This window comes from Neorhizobium sp. 2083, from assembly GCF_031455615.1.
Lineage (GTDB): Bacteria > Pseudomonadota > Alphaproteobacteria > Rhizobiales > Rhizobiaceae > Neorhizobium.
Genome location: NZ_JAVDTC010000001.1, coordinates 976,520 through 994,214 on the forward strand (window position 1 = coordinate 976,520; position 17,695 = coordinate 994,214).

At 61.1% G+C, this 17,695-nt stretch carries 12 protein-coding genes; 8 read left to right on the forward strand and 4 right to left on the reverse strand.

The genetic code is table 11. The features are described 5' to 3' along the window. Positions 1–5: 5 nt before the first annotated feature. Both bcsA and J2X76_RS05070 read left to right on the forward strand, forming a co-directional pair. Positions 6–2,180: a UDP-forming cellulose synthase catalytic subunit gene (bcsA, locus tag J2X76_RS05065; protein WP_310213790.1), complete on the forward strand. Its 2,175-nt coding sequence runs from the start codon at positions 6–8 to the stop codon at positions 2,178–2,180. A 9-nt stretch (positions 2,181–2,189) separates the two neighbouring features. Continuing rightward, a complete protein-coding gene (locus J2X76_RS05070) occupies positions 2,190–4,724 on the forward strand; it encodes a cellulose biosynthesis cyclic di-GMP-binding regulatory protein BcsB (RefSeq protein WP_310213792.1) in 2,535 nt (844 codons plus the stop codon). A 9-nt stretch (positions 4,725–4,733) separates the two neighbouring features. Here J2X76_RS05070 and J2X76_RS05075 read toward each other — a convergent pair whose 3' ends face one another. Then, positions 4,734–5,300: a DNA-3-methyladenine glycosylase gene (locus J2X76_RS05075; protein ID WP_310213794.1), complete on the reverse strand. Its 567-nt coding sequence runs from the start codon at positions 5,298–5,300 to the stop codon at positions 4,734–4,736. 287 nt (positions 5,301–5,587) lie between these two features. On the opposite strand from J2X76_RS05075, the gene J2X76_RS05080 reads away from it, so the two are divergent. The 6 genes from J2X76_RS05080 (at position 5,588) to J2X76_RS05105 (ending at position 13,756) form a co-directional block, all read left to right on the forward strand. Then, positions 5,588–7,531, forward strand: coding sequence for a PrkA family serine protein kinase (locus tag J2X76_RS05080; RefSeq protein WP_113125662.1), 1,944 nt, complete (start codon positions 5,588–5,590; stop codon positions 7,529–7,531). A 187-nt stretch (positions 7,532–7,718) separates the two neighbouring features. Then, positions 7,719–8,996: a YeaH/YhbH family protein gene (locus tag J2X76_RS05085; RefSeq protein ID WP_113125661.1), complete on the forward strand. Its 1,278-nt coding sequence runs from the start codon at positions 7,719–7,721 to the stop codon at positions 8,994–8,996. Next, positions 8,993–10,561 (forward strand): SpoVR family protein, encoded by a 1,569-nt coding sequence (locus tag J2X76_RS05090; RefSeq protein ID WP_310213798.1) that lies wholly within the window; start codon positions 8,993–8,995, stop codon positions 10,559–10,561. Before J2X76_RS05085 ends, J2X76_RS05090 begins: the two co-directional genes overlap by 4 nt. Before the next feature lie 81 nt (positions 10,562–10,642). Further along, positions 10,643–11,080, forward strand: coding sequence for a hypothetical protein (locus J2X76_RS05095; RefSeq protein ID WP_113125659.1), 438 nt, complete (start codon positions 10,643–10,645; stop codon positions 11,078–11,080). 306 nt (positions 11,081–11,386) lie between these two features. After that, positions 11,387–11,959 carry a hypothetical protein gene (locus tag J2X76_RS05100; protein ID WP_310213801.1) on the forward strand — a complete coding sequence of 191 codons (573 nt, stop codon included), beginning with the start codon at positions 11,387–11,389 and terminating at the stop codon, positions 11,957–11,959. A 174-nt stretch (positions 11,960–12,133) separates the two neighbouring features. Then, positions 12,134–13,756: a PAS domain-containing sensor histidine kinase gene (locus tag J2X76_RS05105; protein ID WP_113125657.1), complete on the forward strand. Its 1,623-nt coding sequence runs from the start codon at positions 12,134–12,136 to the stop codon at positions 13,754–13,756. A gap of 24 nt (positions 13,757–13,780) precedes the next feature. Here the strand turns inward: J2X76_RS05105 and J2X76_RS05110 are convergent, their stop codons facing one another. From J2X76_RS05110 to J2X76_RS05120, 3 genes are all read right to left on the reverse strand, one after another. Further along, positions 13,781–15,904, reverse strand: a complete 2,124-nt coding sequence (locus J2X76_RS05110; RefSeq protein ID WP_310213803.1) for a bifunctional diguanylate cyclase/phosphodiesterase — start codon at positions 15,902–15,904, stop codon at positions 13,781–13,783. Between the two features lie 152 nt (positions 15,905–16,056). Then, a complete protein-coding gene (locus J2X76_RS05115; protein WP_310213805.1) occupies positions 16,057–16,632 on the reverse strand; it encodes an isochorismatase family cysteine hydrolase in 576 nt (191 codons plus the stop codon). A 106-nt stretch (positions 16,633–16,738) separates the two neighbouring features. After that, positions 16,739–17,650 (reverse strand): LysR family transcriptional regulator, encoded by a 912-nt coding sequence (locus J2X76_RS05120; protein ID WP_113125654.1) that lies wholly within the window; start codon positions 17,648–17,650, stop codon positions 16,739–16,741. Positions 17,651–17,695: the final 45 nt, after the last annotated feature.

Below are 17,695 nucleotides of genomic sequence, written 5' to 3' on the forward strand. Positions count from 1 at the left end.
CCAAGATGCGGACATTTCTTTCTGCGGTCATCTGGGCACTCGCCAGCGCGCTGATCATCACGCTCGTGACGCTGCCGATCAATACGCGCACCCAGCTCATCGCCAGCATTCTCGTCGTCGGCATCATGGCGATCATCCGGCTGCTCAAGGCGGGCGGCAAATGGCGCCTGGTGGCGCTCGCCTTCGGCACCGCGATGGTGATGCGCTATGTGTATTGGCGCACGACGAGCACGCTGCCGCCGGTCAACCAGCTCGAGAACTTCATTCCCGGCCTGCTCGTCTATCTGGCGGAAATGTACAGCGTGCTGATGCTGTCGCTCAGCCTGTTCGTCGTCTCCATGCCGCTGCCGCCGCGCCCGCCCTATGGACGCCGCGACCGGGAGCTGCCGACCGTCGACGTTTTCGTGCCGAGCTATAACGAGGACGAGGTGCTGCTCGCCAATACGCTCGCCGCCGCCCGCAACATGGATTATCCGCCGGAAAAACTGACGGTCTGGCTGCTCGACGATGGCGGCACCGTGCAGAAGCGCAAATCAGCCAATGTCGCAGACGCCCGCGCCGCGGAAGCCCGCCACAAACTGCTGCAGAAGCTCTGCGAAGAGCTCGGCGTGCGCTATCTCACCCGCGAGCGCAACGAGCATGCAAAGGCCGGCAACCTCAACAACGGGCTCAAGCATTCGACCGGATCGCTGGTCGCGGTCTTCGATGCGGACCATGCGCCCGCCCGCGATTTCCTGCTGGAGACGGTGGGTTACTTCGACGAGGACCCGAAGCTCTTTCTTGTTCAGACGCCGCACTTCTTCCTCAACCCTGACCCAGTCGAGCGCAACCTGCGCACCTTTGAGAAGATGCCGAGCGAGAACGAGATGTTCTACGGCATCATCCAGCGCGGGCTGGACAAATGGGATGCGGCCTTCTTCTGCGGATCGGCGGCGGTGCTGAACCGCAAGGCGCTCGAAGTCTCGAACGGCTTTTCGGGCGTCAGCATCACCGAGGACTGCGAGACCGCGCTCGACCTGCACAGCCTCGGCTGGCATAGCCTCTATCTCGACCGGCCGCTGATCGCGGGGCTGCAGCCTGCCACGTTCGCGAGCTTCATCGGCCAGCGCAGCCGCTGGGCGCAAGGCATGATGCAGATCCTGCGCTTCCGCTTTCCGCCGCTCAAGCGCGGTCTCTCGCTGCCGCAGCGGTTCTGCTACATGTCGTCGACGCTGTTCTGGCTGTTTCCCTTCCCGCGCACGATCTTTCTCTTCGCGCCACTCTTCTACCTGTTCTTCGATCTGGAAATCTTCACCTCATCCGGCGGTGAGTTCATGGTCTATTCGCTCGCCTACATGGTGGTGAACCTGATGATGCAGAACTATCTCTACGGATCGTTCCGCTGGCCGTGGATCTCGGAGCTCTACGAATATGTGCAGACGGTGCATCTTCTGCCCGCCGTCGTTTCGGTGATGCTCAATCCGCGCAAGCCGACCTTCAAGGTGACCGCCAAGGACGAATCCGTCGCGGTCAGCCGGCTGTCGGAAATCAGCCGGCCGTTCTTCGTCATCTTCTTCGTGCTGCTCGTCGCCTTTGCGATCAGCGTCTACCGCGTCTATGCCGAGCCTTACAAAGCCGACGTGACGCTGGTGGTCGGCGGCTGGAACCTGCTCAACATCATCCTTGCCGGTTGCGCGCTCGGCGTCGTGTCGGAGCGCGGCGAACGGCAGGCCTCGCGGCGCGTCAAAGTCAGCCGGCGCTGCGAATTCGGCATCGACGGCCGCTGGTTCACGGCCACCATAGAAGACGTCTCCGTGCACGGCGCCGCGGTGCAGATCTATACGGAAGGGTTCAGGGATATCGCGCTCGAGAAGAAGGGCTTTCTCCGCTTCCAGCCCTTCAGCGACCTGCCGGTCAGCGATCTGCCGGTGGAGATCCGCAACGTGGAGACGATCGGCGACGTCACCTCGATCGGCTGCCGTTATACGCCGGAAAAGGCGACCGATCACCGGCTGATCGCCGACCTGATCTTTGCAAATTCCTCTCAATGGACCCAGTTCCAGATCTCGCGCCGGCGCAATCCCGGGCTGGTGGCCGGGACATTGTGGTTTCTCGGACTTGCGATCTACCAGACGGCGCGCGGACTTTCCTATCTCGTCCGCAATACCGGACGCGACAGCGCTGCAGACGCACAGAAATAGGAGGGCGTGATGAAAAAGGCTCTCGCAACCGCAGTTTTTCTTCTCTCGGCAGGCATCGCGCTGGCCCAGGCGATGGCCCAAGCGCCAGCGCCGTTCAACATGAACCCGGAGCGATCCTTGGAAAGCCAGCCGCCGGCCGCTCCCCCGGGCCAGCAGGCGCCTCCGCCGCGGCCCGTGCAGCCGGCACCTGCCCCCGCCCAGCCCCCCGCTCCGGTGCAGACGCCGATCCCCCTGCCTCCGGCACCCGCGCCATTCCAGGCCGCCCCCGCCCCCGCGACGGGACCGGGGCCGGTTCCGACGGCACCGCGGGCGGCCACGCCGCCTTCGGCTACACCAGCGCCTGTCGCACAACCGCGGGCGCCGGCCCGGCAGCAACCCGCCGCCCCTGCGGCCCTTTCGGGCCGGCACTACCTCGTGCCCGAAAAGAGCCTGCGGCTGAACGGCGAGGTCGAGCAGCGCTCCTGGTCGATCTACCTGACACCGGAACAGGCAGCGGCACCGGCTCGGCTCAATATCGGTTACCAGAACTCGATCGTGGTCGCGCCGGAAGTCTCTCAGCTGGCGGTCACCATCAACGACGTGCCGGTCTACAACAATCCGATCACCTCTCCCGAACAGGTCAGCGATCGTGCCCTCGACATTCCGGCGGGCGTCTTGAAAGCCGGGATCAATCTCGTCCGCTTTCGCGCCGACCAGCGCCACCGCACCGATTGCACGATCGAGTCGACGTTCGAGCTCTGGACCGAGGTCGATCCGGCGCGGACCTTCCTGACCTTCGGCACGAACAGCATGAGACGGCTGTCGCGGCTCGACGATATCCGGGCCGTCGGCGTCGATGAAAAGGGTGGCACGCGCTTCCGGCTGATCGTGCCGGCTCTCGACCAGCTCGGTGCGACGGACGTACTGATGCGGCTGACCCAGGGTCTGGCGCTGATGGGCGGCATGCCAAACCAGTCCTTCACGTTCGAGAAGACGCCGAGCGGCCTGCCCAAGCCCGGCGAGCTTGCCATCTTCGTCGGCACCCGCGACGAATTGCGGCCGTTATTGCCGGCCCTGCCTGCCGCCGCCGCCAATGCCGCAGTTGCCAGTTTCCTCGATTATCCGGGGGCCGACGGCGCCTCGGCGCTCGTTCTTTCCGGGCCGAGCTGGCCATCGCTGGAAGGCCTGATCGAGAGCTTTGTCGCCGCCACCGACGGTTCGGCGACCCAGAGGCGGGAGACATTGTCGACCCAGGCCTGGCACGGCCTCGATACGGCCTTCCTGTTCTCCAACGCGGTGATCGATTTCGCGCAGCTCGGCATCGAAAGCCAGGAATTTGCCGGCCGGCTGTTTCGCACCCGCTTCACCATCGGCGTGCCCGCCGATTTCTATGCCAACGCCTATGGGGAGGCCCGCATCCTGCTTGATGCCGCCTATACGGCGGACGTCCTGCCGGGCAGCCATATCGACATCTTCGTCAACGGCGATATCGCCTCGACCGTGCCGATCACCTCGTCCGGCGGCGCGATCCTGCGCCATCTGCCGATCAAGCTGACGCTGCAGCATTTCAAGCCCGGCGTGAACACCATCACGGTGGAAGCGGCGCTCCTTACCCGCCAGGACGTCGCATGCGCCCCCGGCTCCACGGCCGACAACAAGGCAAGGTTCGCGCTGTTCGGCAGCTCGCAGTTCCAGATGCCCGATTTCGCCCGCATCGCCCAGGTGCCCAATCTCGCGGCAACAGCCGGGACCGGCTTTCCCTACCGGCTGGGCACCGACCCGGTTTCGCTCTTCCTCGGGCGGATCGACGAGCAGACGCTATCGGCTGCGGCGACATTCATCGGCAAGATGTCGGTCGCCTCGCACCATATCATGCCCGTTGACGTGACCATATCGGCCGCACGGGTCGCCGGAGCGAACGCGCTCTTCGTCGGCTCCATCTCGGAATTCCCCGCCAATATCCTCACACAGCTGAAGATCGACCAGGAGAGCCGCAACACCTGGAATCCGGCGGGCATATCATCGAACACGTCGGCCCGAACCCCGCTCACGCTGCAGGACTGGCAGCAGCGCACCGGCAGCAACTTCTTTTCCCAGAAATTCACGGCGCTCGGCGCCTGGGCCAAGGACAATTTCGACCTGAGCCTTGCGATGCTGCGGTTTGCCCCATCGACCGACGAACTCTACAAACCGCCGCAGACGGCAAAACTGATCATCGCCCAGGAAAGCGATCCAACCCAACTCGGCACCTGGACGGCCATCATCTCCCCTGATTCCGCCTCGCTGGCGGAAGGCATGCGGGCATTTTCCGCGCGGGAGGAATGGGACAAGCTGAAGGGCCGCATCATGGTCTATGAAGGTGACGACAAGGAGCCGCACGACGTGCCGGTGAGCTGGTTCCGGTTCATGCCGACGCAACCCTTCTCGCCTGGAAATGCCCGGCTGATCGCGGCCAACTGGCTGTCGGACAACATCATGTCCTATGCGCTGCTGCTCGCCGCCGGCGGCGTTCTGCTCGGGCTTGCGACCGGCGGGCTGCTGTCACTGCTCGGCCGCAACAAATAATCCTCCGGCTCAAGGTGCCAGGCCACCCTTGCCGGAGAACTTCTTGCTGATATGCAACGAGCCGGAAAGACCGAAACGCCAGGGCAGATCGACCGCCTGCGAAATGCCGATCCGCCGCCCCGTGACGATCAGCGGCGACGTGTCCGGCAAGGTGAGCTCGAACGGAGGCGCAGACAGAGACAGGCCATTGTGTTCGATGGTGATGCCTAGCGCCTGGCAGAGGCGGCCGGGACCGGAACACAGGAGCAGCGGGTCTGAAAAGCCTCGTCTCGTTTCCATCTCCTCAATGCCCCTGACCGGTTGCAGCGCCCTGATCAGCACCGCGCTGCCCGGCCGGCACACGAAATTCAGGCACCAGTGAATGCCGTAAGAGCGATAGACATAGGCATGCCCCGGTGGGCCGAACATCACCGCATTTCTCTGCGTCACCCCGCGAAAACTGTGGGAAGCCGGCTCGTCGGGTTCATAGGCTTCGGTCTCGACGATCACGCCGCCTGCGCCGGAGACATCGAGTTCGGCACCGATCAGGTCACGCGCAACCTCCACGGAGCCTCTGTCAAAAAACTGCTGGTCCATAGAAACGCTCATCCTGGCTGCGCGTTATAACATTCATAGACGGCAAGCCCGGACTTGTCTTCCCGCCTCCAGATCGACGGCATTGGACGCGTTGCCGGATGAGGCCCGGTTCACTTGCTGTTTGCCAAGTCTTCACTGATTTGTGGACGCACATTTTCGTGCATTGCCATCAAAACGCTCCGGGTGTCGTATTAAGTTTAGAAACATATTGATTCTCAATGGATTGCCGCATCGTTTTCAATCTTTGCGACAGTCGAGCAGTAGCGCAACCTTGACTGGAGATGCCTATGCCGAGTGAATCCTTGTTCGAAGCCTTCACCAGGAACTACGAAGCCCGGCGCGAGACAGACATGTCGATCGCCGAGTACCTGGCGCTCTGCAAGAAAGATCCGATGGCTTATGCCAACGCGGCCGAGCGGCTGCTGGCTGCGATCGGCGAGCCGCAGATGGTCGATACCGCAAAGGACGCCCGGCTCGGCCGGATCTTCATGAACCGCACCATCCGGGCCTATCCGGCTTTTACCGGCTTCTTCGGCATGGAAGAGACGATCGAGCGGATCGTTTCATTTTTCCGGCATGCGGCGCAGGGCCTCGAAGAGCGAAAGCAGATTCTTTATTTGCTCGGCCCGGTCGGTGGCGGCAAGTCGTCGCTCGCCGAGCGGCTCAAACTTTTGATGGAGGCCAACCCCATCTATGTGCTGAAGGCCGGCGACGACATCAGTCCCGTCTTCGAAAGCCCCCTCAACCTCTTTGACCCCGTCACCATGGGGCCGATGCTGCTCAAGCAGTACGGCGTCCCGACCCGGCGTCTCAGCGGGCTGATGAGCCCGTGGTGCCTGAAGCGGCTCGATGAATTCGGCGGCGACATATCCCGCTTCCGGGTGGTGAGGCTGCAGCCGTCGCGGCTGCGCCAGATCGGCATCGCCAAGACCGAACCTGGCGACGAGAACAATCAGGACGTCTCGTCCCTGGTCGGCAAGGTCGATATCCGCAAGCTCGAAAACTATTCCCAGAACGACTCGGATGCCTACAGCTATTCCGGCGGGCTCAACCGCGCCAACCAGGGCGTGCTCGAATTCGTCGAAATGTTCAAGGCGCCGATCAAGATGCTGCATCCGCTGCTGACGGCGACGCAGGAAGGCAACTACATGGGCACCGAGAATATCGGCGCCATTCCCTTCTCCGGCGTCATCCTGGCCCACTCGAACGAAGCCGAATGGCAGAGCTTCAAGGCCAACAAGAACAACGAGGCCTTCATCGACCGTATCTGCGTCATCAAGGTTCCCTATTGCCTGCGGGTGACGGAAGAACAGCATATCTATGAGAAGCTGATCGAAAGCTCGGAGCTTGCCGATGCTTCCTGCGCGCCGGCGACGCTTGAAATGCTGGCCCGGTTCTCGGTGCTTTCACGGCTGCGCAAGCACGAGAACTCGACCTTTTACTCCAAGATGCGGGCCTATGACGGCGAAAGCCTCAAGGAAACCGATCCCCGCGCCCGCAGCGTCCAGGAATACAGGGACGCGGCCGGGGTCGATGAAGGCATGGACGGAATATCGACACGTTTTGCCTTCAAGGTTCTCGCTTCGACATTCAACCACGACACCACGGATATCGGCGCGGATCCGGTCCACCTGATGTACGTGCTGGAACAGGCCATCCGCCGCGAGCAGTTCCAGGAGGAAACCGAAAAACGCTACATCGAGTTCATCAAGGCCGATCTTGCGCCGCGTTATGCGGAATTCATCGGCAACGAGATCCAGAAGGCCTATCTGGAATCCTATTCGGATTACGGACAGAACCTCTTCGATCGTTACGTCGATTATGCCGACGCCTGGATCGAGGACGTCGATTTCAAGGATCCCGACACCGGCCAGCTTCTCGATCGCGATCTGCTCAACCAGGAACTGACGAAGATCGAGAAGCCGGCGGGCATCGCCAATCCGAAGGATTTCCGCAACGAGATCGTCAAATTCTGCCTGCGCTCGCGCGCCAACAACGGCGGCAAGAACCCGTCATGGGCGAGCTACGAGAAAATCCGGGAAGTGATCGAGAAAAGAATGTTCTCCCAGGTGGAGGATCTTCTGCCGGTCATCTCCTTCGGATCGAAGAAGGACGGCGAAACAGAGAAAAAGCACAGCGAGTTCGTATCGCGCATGACGGCGCGCGGCTACACCGAAAGACAGGTTCGCCGTCTGGTAGAGTGGTACATGCGGGTTAAACAGGCAGGTTAGCGTCTGTACTCAATTAGGATTTGGAACGCGGCAGGTACGAAAGCCGTTGAGTTTCTAAAGCACACAATGGTGGATTTGATCTCCATCATTGTGTGTGACGACAGGACGTAGGATTGTGGCATACTCAGTTGTGCGGCGCCCGAACTCTAGTTGAGTACAGACCCTAAATGCTCACGCAGGAGCCAACATGCACATCATCGACCGGCGGCTGAACCCGCGCGGTAAAAGTTTGGAAAATCGGCAGCGGTTTCTTCGGCGTGCAAAAGACGCCGTGCAGCAAGCAGTCAGGCGCTCACTGCAAAGCCGCAGTATCCGTGATGTACTGGATGGGGGCGAAGTCAGCCTCCCGATCGGCGGCATGGATGAGCCGAGTTTTCGCCGGGCCGAGGGCGGCATCAGGGACAATGTCCTGCCCGGCAACCGGGCTTTCGTCGAAGGTGATATCATTCCCCGCCCTCCCGGCCAGGGTGCCGGCAGACCCAAGGAAGCCGGCCAGGGCGACGGTGAAGACGGCTTCCGCTTCGTGCTGACGCGCGAAGAATTCCTCTCGGTTTTCCTGGATGATCTGGAACTGCCCGAACTTGCCAAGCGGCGGCTCAGCGAAACCGAGGAAATGAGCCCGGTGCGGGCCGGCTATTCGATCTCCGGCTCCCCTTCCAATCTCTCCATCGACCGGACGACGCGGCTTGCGATGATGCGGCGCATCGCTCTCAAACGTCCCAAGCCCGAGGAGATCGAGGCGCTGCAACGCCAGATCGACGAAGCCGAGAACGAAGAAACCCGCCTGTTGCTGCAAGCCGAACTGAAGGCCCTGACCGACAGGGTCCGACGCATCCCCTATGTCGACCCCCTGGACGTGCGCTACCGTCGTTTCGAGAACGAGCCAAAGCCGGTTGCCAAGGCGGTGATGTTCTGCCTGATGGACGTGTCCGGATCGATGTCCGAACACATGAAGGATCTCGCCAAGCGCTTTTACCTGCTGCTCTATCTGTTTCTCTCGCAGCGTTACGAGAAGGTGGAAATCGTCTTCATCCGGCACACGGAAAAAGCCGAGGAGGTCGACGAGGAGACCTTCTTCTACGGCCAGGCAACCGGCGGCACGCTGGTCTCGAGCGCGCTGGTCGCCATGCGCTCCATCATCGCCGCGCGCTTCGACCCGACGGAATGGAACATCTACGCGGCACAGGCCTCGGACGGTGATAATTCCTATCGGGACGAGGGTCCGGCCGGCCATCTGCTGAAGGACGAGATCCTGCCGCTCTGCCAGTATTTCGCCTATATCGAGGTCGACGAAGAGAGCGGCGATTCCTCGGTGTCGAACTCCCCCCTCTGGCGCCTCTATGAAGGCATCCGGTCCGGCTCGGCCACCCTCGCGATGCGCAAGGTCTGCCGCAAGAACGAGATTTTCCCGGTCTTCCACGACCTTTTCCAGAAGCGCACGGCGCAGACGAAGGCGGTGCCATGAACCAGGCGGCGATGCAGAAGGATCGACTGCTTTTCCAGGGCGCGGATTGGGATTTCGCGACCTTGCAGCGCATCCACGACGCATGCGAGGAGATCGCGATCGGCGAACTCGGTCTCGACGTCTACCCGAACCAGATCGAGGTGATCACGGCCGAACAGATGCTGGATGCCTATTCATCGACGGGCATGCCGCTGTTCTACCGGCACTGGTCGTTCGGCAAACATTTCGCGCATCACGAAGCCTTCTACCGCCGCGGCATGCGGGATCTTGCCTATGAGATCGTCATCAATTCGTCGCCCTGCATCTCCTATCTGATGGAGGAAAACACCGCGACGATGCAGACCCTGGTCATCGCCCACGCGGCTTTCGGCCATAATCACTTCTTCAAGAACAACTACCTGTTCAAGCTGTGGACGGATGCCGAAGGCATTCTCGACTACCTCGATTTCGCCAAGGGTTATATTGCCCGCTGCGAGGAGCGGTACGGCGAAACGGCCGTGGAACGGACCCTCGATGCCGCGCATGCTCTGATGTCGCATGGCGTTCACCGTTATGCCGGCAAGACGAGGGTCGACCTGCGCCAGGAGGAAAAACGCCAGCAGGAACGGCGCGCCCACGAAGAACAGATGTTCAACGACCTGTGGCGCACGGTGCCGACTGGCCGAAAGCGCGATGCGTCCGATGTCGACCTCGAGAGACGGCGCGCAGCCCTCGGCTTGCCGCAGGACAACCTGCTCTATTTCCTCGAAAAGTCCTCCCCCCGGCTTCACCCGTGGCAGCGGGAAATCCTGCGGATCGTCCGCCATGTCGCGCAGTATTTCCACCCGCAACGCCAGACCAAGGTGATGAACGAGGGAACAGCGACCTATGTCCACTACCAGATCATGGACCGGCTGCACGCGCGCGGGCAGATCAGCGACGGCAACTATTTCGAATTCCTGAAATCCCACACCAATGTCGTCTTCCAGCCGACGTTCGACGACCGGCGCTTCTCAGGCTTCAATCCCTATGCGCTCGGCTTTGCGATGATGCAGGATATCGAGCGGATCGTCACGGAGCCTACCGACGAGGATCGCGAATGGTTCCCCGATATCGCCGGCCGCGGCGACCCGATGCAGGTCCTGCGCGGCATCTGGGCCGATTACCGCGACGAGAGCTTCATCAGCCAGTTCCTGAGCCCGCACCTGATCCGCAAGTGGCGCCTTTTCCAGCTTTACGACGACCCGCAGATAAGTGAAGGAATCCTGGTTTCGGCGATCCACGACGAACGTGGCTACAAGCGGGTCCGCCGCCAGCTGGCGCGCGAATACGACATCGGCTGGACCGATCCGAGGATCGACATCGTCGATGTCGATCTCGCCGGCGACCGCCGTCTTCTTTTGCAGCATCGGGCACCGAACGACTGGGTTCTCGAGGACAGCGAGACCAGGCAGGTTCTGCAGCATCTGGCGGACCTATGGGGATACGATGTCATGCTGCAGGAGATTGATGGCAGCGAGCGGGTTGCCAAGGAACATGTGGCGCACCCCCGCGAGATCCTTCAAAGGCGCGATTCCTCTTCCTAATCGTGATTGGACATCAAAAGCGGTCTGGATCAGAATAAATTCGGGCGACGGGCATCTATTTCGTTCAAATAGGAGGCCGTAATGGAGCAACGTGCAGTCGATCAGCTCAAGACTATCGCCAGGATAAACCGCAGCTATCCCGACTTCCAGATGTCCAGCAGCGAACGGCTCGAACGGTGGGCCGAAATCCTGGAGCTTAACCCCGACCGAGCCCTTTCGACATTTCGGGAAACCGAATATCAGCCTGATGAAATACGGGCCGCCATGCGCGGCGACAGCACGGCGATCGCCGTCGCCTTTTCGGATCCTGTCCTTCGCGCAGCGGGGATGAGAGACGATACCTATGGGGAAGCCAGGCGGTTTTTTGAACTGTCCGATCGACAGCTCCACAAACTGGTCTGCTTCTGCCACTTCGGAGCGCATGTGAGCGCAAGCACGGTGGCCAATCAGGTCCGCGCCATCGCGACCCGCAGGTCCAGCGGCACGCTCGCATATCTGGCTTCTTTCTTCAGACGATAGCCATCCGCCATTGGAGCCGAACTGCCCGCGACGTGACAAGGCAGCATATCTCAAAACGGATGGCGACGTTGCCGCCACTGTGATATCCGGGCGAGATCACTCCGCATGGAGTACCGGATTTGAGCGGGATATGCTGCGTTGGCGAATTTTAGTCTGGATTTGTGTATAGTCGCAGGCAGAAGGCCCGACTTGCTTGAGGAGACTTTGAAAAGCTTCTCAAGGCGCAGCTTTTCTCATTTCCCCCTTTCCAATGTTCTCGTGAACATCGATCCGATATTCGGAACGGAAGAGGATGAAGCCGAGTGCATGCGGGTCGTCGAGAGCTACCTGCCCTCAGCCTCTTTTTTCAGGCCCGGGCAGCCGGGATTTGGCGCGGCAGTCAAGCGGCTCTGGTCCAATACCCGCTCGGATTACGTATTTCATCTGGAGGATGACTGGGTCGCGCTGACGGAGCTCGGCGAGGAAATTTTCAGCCCGTTTTCAGATCCAAGGGTGATGCAGGTATCCTTTCACACGGCCGACCAGAACTGGGATATCGCCAAGCATGGCCATATTCACGAAAGAAACGAATATGCGCGGTTCCTCGGCATAAAGATCCCGTTGTTTCGGACCTTTCCGAAATTCACCACCTCGCCGTCCATTCTGCGCGGTTCCTTCGCCCGGCAGGCTGCAAGCCTGATGGACGAAGCCCGGGATCCGGAAAAGCAGTTCTATTCCGGCGTCAATGCCAAGCTGGAAGAGCTGGCGGCGCCGCACAAGAACTACATTTTCTCTCCCCGGCAGACGCCGGTCATCCGCGACACCGGAAGAGAATGGAGAGACAACCGCAAGATCAAGAAGGTCATCGAGAATACGACCTCGTACTGGATCAAGGAATAGGCCGGACGGCTTCCGCCCCGGCCTTACCGCGATGGTGGACGAAGACTTCGATGGTCTACTTCCCGTATTCAGGTAACGGCGACAAAACCTACCTCCGGTTTCAGCATTCGGTAACGCTCTGATTGTACATTAGGCTTCCATCAAATTGCGCGAGCACCGCGGGACGCCAGCGACATGAACCATTACTCCGCCATCGGCTCCGATCTGCAGATACCCCACCGTGAACTTCTGGAAGATCTGTTCGAGGGCGCGCCCAGACCGACGATCATCAAGGACGAACAATCGCGGTTCCTGTTTCTCAACAGCAAGGCATGCGAGATGTTCGGCGTCCATCTCGACGACCTGCTCGGCCTCACGGACCATGACTTGTTGCCTGCGGCCGAAGCGGACCGGATCCAGGAGGTGGATGCGGGGGTGCTGGCTACCGGCGAGGAAAGGCTGTTCGAGGAGGACGTCACCGGACCGGATGGTACGACCCGGACGCTTCTTACGCACAAGCGACGGTCTTTCGTTCCCGTGCCCGGCGGCAAGAAACCGGTCGTCGTGGTCGTCATTTCCGACATCACCGAACTTCGCCACGCCGAGGAGGTCCTGCGGGCAAGCGAAGAACACTACCGCTCCCTCGTTGAGCTGCATCCGCAAACACCGTGGGTAGCCGACGCGGAGGGGAACGTCATCGAAGTCGGTCCGGGCTGGCAGAACGCTTCGGGACGGGAGGTCGGCGAAGCCCTGGGGCGCGGCTGGGAAAAGACCTTGCATCCGAAGGACCTGGCCGAAGTGGTCGAGAAATGGGATGCTGCGGTCAGGACGGGCGCTCCCTTCGACATGACCTACAGGATCGGGACGGCGAAAGGGCGGTATCGGTGGTATCGCAACCGTGCGGCACCTCGGGTCGATGCCGGCGGCAGGGTCGTCCGCTGGTATGGCCTTCTCGAGGACGTCCACGACCGCCAGCTTGCCCTCAAGGCGCTCCAATCCAGCGAGCGCAGGCTGCGCCAGCATCGGGACGAGCTCGAAAAGGTGGTGCAGGCCCGAACGGCGGAAGTTCAGGAAAAGAATATCGAGCTGGATCGTCTTCTCCAGCATGAACGCGGGATCAACGCGCTACAGCGCCGTTTCGTGGGGATGATCTCCCACGAATTCAGAACGCCTTTGGCGGTGATCGACGGAGCAGCCCAGCGGCTCACGCGGACAAAGGCGGCCATCACTCCGCAATTCCTGGAAGGCAAGGCTCTGCAGATCAAGGGCGCAGTCGCCCGGATGGTCGAGCTGATGGAAAGCATCCTTGCCGCCGGAAGGCTCGAGACGGGGACCATCGCGATCAACAAGGAAGCGAGCTCGCTCAGCGAGATCCTTGGTCAATGCATCGCAAGCCGCGCTGAGATCAGCAAGACCCACACGATCAGCCACGATCTCGAAGCCCTTCCGGCACTGCAGATGGTCGACCGCGCAGCAATAGAGCGGGTTTTCTCCAACCTGCTGTCAAACGCGGTCAAGTATTCCCCCGCCGGCTCCAGGATCCGTGTTAATGGATGGAGGGACGGCCGGCGGGTGCTGGTCAGCGTCACCGATTCGGGTATCGGCATGGATGCGGACGACCTGCCGAAACTGTTCGAGCCCTATTTCCGCGCCCGAAGCGCCACCGGCATCGCCGGAACGGGCATCGGCCTCAATATCGTGAAAGAGATTGTCGAATTGCATGGAGGGTCCATCTCGGTCCAGAGCGTTCTGGGACAGGGCACGACCTTCACCGTCGAGTTGCCGTTCGAGGAGGTCAAACGGCAACAGTCCGCCTAGCGGATTATTGCCGCGAGAAGATCCTCATGCCGCTATCGACGAAGCCAGCCAGGATGCGAGCTCCTCCCGCCCCATGGGTTTGCCGACCAGGTAGCCTTGCAGCTGATCGCAACCGGCAACCCGAAGTGCGTCGGCCTGATCGGCGGATTCGATGCCCTCGGCCGTGACCGGAATTCCGAGAGCCTTGGCCAGCGAGATGGTGGCCGCCAGAACGCTCCGCCCGGTACTGCCGTCATCCATGGCTTGAACCAGGGAGCGATCGATCTTCATCCGGTCGAAGCCGAATTCCCGGAGCGTGCCGATGCTGGCATAACCGGCACCGAAATCATCCAGCGCAAACCGGATCCCGGCGGACTTCAGCGCGGTGATGGAGCGTCGCGCCTGTTCGGGGTTGGACATCAGGACGGCTTCGGTGATCTCCAGCGTCAGTTGAGAGGGGTCAAAACCTTCCTCCTTCAAAACGGCAAGCACGTCCCCGGCGAAATTGGGGTTGCATAGCTGGATCGGAGAAACATTGACCGACAGGGAGAGCGGAGACCACGCCTTCGACGCCATGATGGACTTGCGAAGCATCTGGAGGCCCAGGATATCGATCAATCCGCATTTTTCGGCCAGAGGTATAAATAAATCCGGGCCGATCGTTCCTTGAGACCGTCTCCATCTTGCCAGCGCCTCCACGCCTGTGATGTCGCCCGAGGCCGCCGAAGCAAGAGGCTGGAAGACCGGCTGGATCTCGTCGTTCTGTAACGCGCGCCGGAGTTCGCTTTCCAACGCGGCGATCTTCTCGCGCTGACGGTCAAGATCCGGATGATAGGTGACCGCGCATCCCCTGCCCGTTTCCTTGGCTTCATAAAGGGCCATGTCCGCCCGGCGAAGAAGCTCATGCGCATCCTTCGCATCGTCGTGGGAAGCAACACCGATGCTTGCCCCGATTTCGATCGTGCGGCCTCCGATGAAAAACGGTTTCTTGAGACGTTCAAGAAGCGGATTGTCAAGTTCCGCGGAATTTGCCGAACCAAGCTGGATGAGGGCGAATTCATCGCCGCCCAACCTCGCAACCCCAGCTACGCCCGGATGAATGTCGCGCAAGGCTTCCGCGACCAGCCTGATCAGTTCATCCCCGATCGCATGCCCCCAGGCATCGTTGACCGCCTTGAAGCCGTCGAGATCGATCAGGTGCAATGTCAGCATTTGGCCACGGCTCGCCTGCATCAACCGGTCCAACCGTTCGAGGAGGCCAAGCCTGTTCAGCAGGCCGCTCAGACTGTCGTGGGTCGCCTCGTATCGGGCGCGATCGGCCAGGTTCTTCAGGCGTCGCGTTTCCGACCAGCCGGCGAACAGGACCCCGACCAAATAGACGCCGAGGATTGCTATCGCGGCGGCGATAAAGGGGCGCACTTCGTCGAAAATCGTATTCCCCGGGGCGGCACTCGGCCAGGCCAAACGCGCGACCTCGATCCCATCGATATCCATCAGCGGCATGTTCAAGAGCTCGCCCACTGCGCCGCGGGTAATGTGAAGTTTTGGCAGCTGGTGGTCTCTGGCCATTTCGGCAACGACCGCGGAGCTCAGGGTCTTGTAGAAGCTGAGCACAAAATATTCCGGATCCTGTACCTGTGACCCGAACGGCTGGATCGCCTCCGACGCCACTGCGATGATATCGTTGCCGCTTCTGAAGAAGTTGACGGTCGGATCCATGCCGGGGCGAGCCGCAGCCTGCACCTGTGCAGGGAATCTCGCACCGAGATATTCGGCCGGATCCACTATGCCGCCCTTGAGATAGGCGATGCTCTTGCCGCCCGCCGGGGCCGTCAGCGCGATCCCGTCATAGAGCGCGTAGTCCTCGCTGGTCTTGCCCCAGTTTTCGTAAACCCAAGCCTCGCTGTCGCCCTGAGTTATCGCCTTGTAGGCATCATCCCAAACAGCATTGTCCCGCACGGTCGCAGCAAGTTTCTCCTTGAACGAGGAAACCGCCGCCTCCGCCGCCAGTACGGCCCTGTTATCGTCGAGAGCGTTCGCCGAGTTGCGCATGCGGTCGACGACATGAGCGCCCATCCCGCCCAGGATCACGGCAACAAGAAGGAACAGCGAGGTGGCGATGAGAACGGAGTTGCCTTCACGGCTCTCCTTCGGTCGGCGTGCGAGCATGACGGATTCCAGCTATGTTGAGTTTGCCCAAGGCTGCAGGAGACGTCATGTCCGCATTGCGCTGCATGCATCCGATAGCATGTACGAATATTAAAAATCACTAAAATATTAAGTTAACGACCAGTTAAGTTCGCAATTTCCTTGGAACAATTCTAAAGTCTGTGCAGGAATTCTTCGGTAGTCGGGAGGTCGAGCTGAACAGAAAAACGGTCGCCCAGAAGTTCGAGCGACGCGTCATGGGTGTCGTCCGCCCCGCTGCAAACCGCATCCTTCAGCACCACGACACGGTAGCCAAGATCAATGGCGCCCAGCGCGGCGGAGAGGACGCAGACGTCGGTCTCGCCCCCGGTCACAACGACGGTTCCAATACCCCGCTTCGAGAGCATTTCGTGCAGTTCCCCGCTCACCCAGGGAGAATAGGTCATCTTGTCGAATATGCGGGCGGGCGGAACCAGTGTTTTCAATGAGGGGATCAGGTCGATGAGGCCGGGATCGAGGTGCTCGCGCGTCATCATCCACCACTTTTCATAATATACCTGCCACATCCCCTCCATCATTTCGGGCCGCACCGGCGTGACGAACCTGGTGAAGATCGTTTTCTCGGGATAGCGGCCGGAAAGCTCCTCGATCGGTGGCGAGACTTCACGCATCCAGGGAACATGCCATGGCGTGTCTTCGGTGAACATCCGCTGCATATCGATACAAAGATGAACCCAGTCGCCGGTCATTTCATCCTCCGCGCCCTCAACGCCTGACCGGAAGCGGGGTTCCGGCCCAATCGGGCAAGAGAGTTTGCCAAACAGCGCGCGTTTGAACACGACGCCGACGCCGCGTTCATCGCGATTGGCTGGCAGACGTTTTGACGAAATCGATGAAGGCCCGCAGCGGCGCCGGTACAAGCCGCCGTCCGGGATAGTAGAGAAACGGACCAGAGAACTGTTGCCACCATGGCTCCAGCACCGGTTCGAGCTTGCCGCTGTCCAGATGGGGCCGCAACCAGCCCTCGAACAACGTTATTATGCCGGTGCCGGCAATTGCTGCGTCGACGGCGAGATCGGTCGCTCCGCCCACCTGTACGATCAGCGGCCCCGTCGGATCGATCCGCACCACTTCTCCTTCCCGCTCGAATTCCCAAAGCGTCATCGCGCCGCTTGCAAAACGGCTGCGAAGACAGGCGTGGCCAAGAAGATCGCGGGGATGATCGGGGCGGCCATGGCGATCGAGATAGGCCGGGGCGGCGGCGGCCGCGAAACGCTGCACGCGGGGACCGATCGGCACGGCGATCATGTCCTGCTCCAACCGTTCGTCATAGCGGATGCCGGCATCGCATCCGGCAGCCAGCACATCGACGAAATTGTCATCGGCGACAATCTCAAGGCGAATGTCGGGATAGGCGGCGAGAAACCCCGGGATGATCGCCGGGAGCACCAACCGGGCGGCGCTGACGGGGACATTGAGACGCAACGTGCCCGCGGGCTTGTCGCGAAACCCGTTGACCACGTCGAGTGCGGCGTCGACCTCGCCGAGCGCCGGGCTCAACCGGGCCAGCAGGCCGGCCCCTGCTTCGGTCGGCACTACGCTGCGCGTCGTTCGGTTGAGAAGCCTGACGCCGAGTTGCATCTCCACACGCCGCACCGCCTCGCTCAATCCAGATGCGCTGCTGCCCGTGGCCCGCGCGCCCTCGCGAAACCCGCCGGCGCGCGCCACCGCCACGAACGCACTCAGATCACCCAGATCGATTTTCATTGTTCAAAATTCCGCACAGCCTGTGCCGACTGTAGCCGATTTTCG

Excerpts from the sequence above, each read along its gene's own strand:
- J2X76_RS05100 (WP_310213801.1), top strand. The coding sequence starts at position 11,387 with ATGCGGGTCGTCGAGAGCTACCTGCCCTCAGCCTCTTTTTTCAGGCCC.
- J2X76_RS05075 (WP_310213794.1), bottom strand. The coding sequence starts at position 5,300 with ATGGACCAGCAGTTTTTTGACAGAGGCTCCGTGGAGGTTGCGCGTGAC.
- J2X76_RS05115 (WP_310213805.1), bottom strand. The coding sequence starts at position 16,632 with ATGACCGGCGACTGGGTTCATCTTTGTATCGATATGCAGCGGATGTTC.
- J2X76_RS05120 (WP_113125654.1), bottom strand. The coding sequence starts at position 17,650 with ATGAAAATCGATCTGGGTGATCTGAGTGCGTTCGTGGCGGTGGCGCGC.
- J2X76_RS05080 (WP_113125662.1), top strand. The coding sequence starts at position 5,588 with ATGCCGAGTGAATCCTTGTTCGAAGCCTTCACCAGGAACTACGAAGCC.
- J2X76_RS05090 (WP_310213798.1), top strand. The coding sequence starts at position 8,993 with ATGAACCAGGCGGCGATGCAGAAGGATCGACTGCTTTTCCAGGGCGCG.
- J2X76_RS05105 (WP_113125657.1), top strand. The coding sequence starts at position 12,134 with ATGAACCATTACTCCGCCATCGGCTCCGATCTGCAGATACCCCACCGT.
- J2X76_RS05095 (WP_113125659.1), top strand. The coding sequence starts at position 10,643 with ATGGAGCAACGTGCAGTCGATCAGCTCAAGACTATCGCCAGGATAAAC.
- J2X76_RS05070 (WP_310213792.1), top strand. The coding sequence starts at position 2,190 with ATGAAAAAGGCTCTCGCAACCGCAGTTTTTCTTCTCTCGGCAGGCATC.
- J2X76_RS05085 (WP_113125661.1), top strand. The coding sequence starts at position 7,719 with ATGCACATCATCGACCGGCGGCTGAACCCGCGCGGTAAAAGTTTGGAA.
- bcsA (WP_310213790.1), top strand. The coding sequence starts at position 6 with ATGCGGACATTTCTTTCTGCGGTCATCTGGGCACTCGCCAGCGCGCTG.
- J2X76_RS05110 (WP_310213803.1), bottom strand. The coding sequence starts at position 15,904 with ATGCTCGCACGCCGACCGAAGGAGAGCCGTGAAGGCAACTCCGTTCTC.